The 2,077-nt window shown below is 38.0% G+C and carries 3 protein-coding genes; all 3 read left to right on the top strand.

Going from position 1 to position 2,077, the window contains the following annotated elements; translation table 11 throughout:
• Window positions 1–933: mevalonate kinase family protein (locus WBM98_RS06135; RefSeq protein ID WP_424365146.1), on the top strand; the 933-nt coding region annotated here is incomplete at its 5' end.
• A gap of 10 nt (window positions 934–943) precedes the next feature.
• Window positions 944–1,849 (top strand): geranylgeranylglycerol-phosphate geranylgeranyltransferase, encoded by a 906-nt coding sequence (locus WBM98_RS06130; protein WP_424365145.1) that lies wholly within the window; start codon window positions 944–946, stop codon window positions 1,847–1,849.
• Window positions 1,849–2,077 (top strand): nitrilase-related carbon-nitrogen hydrolase (locus tag WBM98_RS06125; RefSeq protein WP_424365144.1); only part of this gene is annotated, 229 nt, incomplete at its 3' end. The genes WBM98_RS06130 and WBM98_RS06125, both read left to right, overlap by 1 nt.

The following is a 2,077-nucleotide window of genomic DNA, read 5'->3' as shown; positions in this document are numbered from 1 at the left end:
GGACCTCTCTTTTATTCTAAGATCCTTCTCTTCGGAGAATACGGGATCATTAAAGATTCAAAAGGACTTTCTATTCCATATAATTTCTTTAAAGGTGCTTTAAAGACTGGGGCTACCTTGTCTGAAGCTGGGAAAAGATCGAATGAAAGTCTCAAGAAATTTGCAGAACATTTGGCAAATTTACAAGAAGAGGACCCTTCTCTTGTAGTGTTTGATATTGAGGCTCTTAGAAACGACCTTGAAAAGGGAATGTATTTTGACAGCTCTATTCCACAGGGATACGGAATTGGCAGTAGTGGTGCCTTGGTAGCCGCTATTTATGATAAATACGCCAAGAACAAGATCACCATTTTGGAGAATCTGACTCGTGAGAAACTGCTGAGTTTAAAGGTCATTTTTGGTAAAATGGAATCCTTTTTTCATGGAAAATCATCGGGATTAGATCCTTTGAACAGTTACCTTAGCTTGCCCATCCTGATCAACTCGCAGGATAATATTGAGTCAACCAGTATTCCTTCCCAGAACAAAGATGGGAAAGGAGCGGTATTTCTTATAGATAGCGGAATAACAGGCGAAACTGCTCCCATGGTTCAGATCTTTATGGAAAAGATGAAACATGAAGGCTTCAGGACTGTGCTAAAAGAAGAGTTTATAAAACATACAGATGCCTGTGTTGAAGACTTTCTTACAGGTAATGTAAAGTCCTTATTTGGGAATATAAAACAACTTTCTCATGTTGTTTTGGATCATTTTAAACCCATGATCCCACCTCAATTTCACCAACTGTGGAAACAGGGGATAGAAACAAATGATTATTATTTAAAATTATGTGGTTCCGGAGGCGGTGGCTATATACTGGGCTTCACTCAGGATATTGAAAAGGCCAGGAATACGCTGAAGGAATATCGCCTGGAAGTGGTATACAACTTCTAATTTAACAACAATGCTTAGTAGAAAGAACAAACTCTTGCTTTTAAAGCTGCTGAGTTTGTTTTCCATTGTAAGAGGGTACAATGTATTGATGATCGTCATTGCTCAATACCTGGCATCCATATATATTCTGTCACCTAACCTGCCCCTTTGGAAGGTGGTATTCGATCTTAGCTTGTTCGCCCTTGTTTTTGCCTCTTCCCTGGTGATTGCGGGAGGTTATATCATCAATAGTTTTTACGATTCAGAAAAAGACCTGATCAACAAGCCAAGAAAATCTATGCTCGATAGGCTGGTAAGTCAACAAACCAAATTGACTACCTATTTTGTACTTAATTTTTTTGCAGTGCTTTTTGCGAGTTATGTTTCCTTTAAAGCTGTTCTCTTTTTTTCAGGCTACATCTTTGGCATATGGCTATACTCACATAAATTAAAAAAAATTGCTTTTGTAGGAAACCTAGTTTCTGCCTTACTGGCCATTACTCCCTTTTTTGCAGTATTTGTGTATTACAGGAATTTTGAAACTGTGATCTTTGTCCATGCAATGTTTCTCTTCCTGCTAATCCTGGCAAGGGAGCTGATCAAGGATATGGAAAATATAGCGGGAGATTTAGCACAAAACTATAAAACCATTCCCATCCTATATGGCGCAACTTTTTCTAAAACATGTATTACTATTTTGGTGATATTTACGCTAATTCCGGCCCTATTGCTGATCTATTCCTTTGATGTGGGCTATATGTACCTCTACTTTATCGCAAGTATTTTTCTTTTGATTTTCTTTTTGGGGTTATTGTGGAAGTCATCAACCAAAAAACACTATGTATGGTTGCATAATATTCTGAAATTAGTAATTATCATTGGGCTATTCAGTATCTTATTGATCGATGTGAACCTGGTATTAAATCGGATTTTATAATGGATTCTTTACTTAATGTTGCTTTAGCTCAGATAGCGCCTTCCTGGTTAGACAAGGATGCCACTCTTGAGAAAATAAAAACCTATATTCAGGAAGCAGCTGTTAACAAGGCGGAGTTGATAGTTTTTGGAGAAGGCCTCTTGCCTGGTTATCCCTTTTGGCTTGCTTATACAGAGGGGGCCAAATGGGATCTGAAGATCAATAAAGAACTTCATGCCCATTATGCGC

The organism is Maribacter sp. (genome assembly GCF_049667165.1).
Taxonomy (GTDB): Bacteria; Bacteroidota; Bacteroidia; order Flavobacteriales; family Flavobacteriaceae; genus Maribacter_A.
Note: the sequence above shows the minus strand (reverse complement) of the source record. Positions and strands in the feature narration are given on the sequence as shown.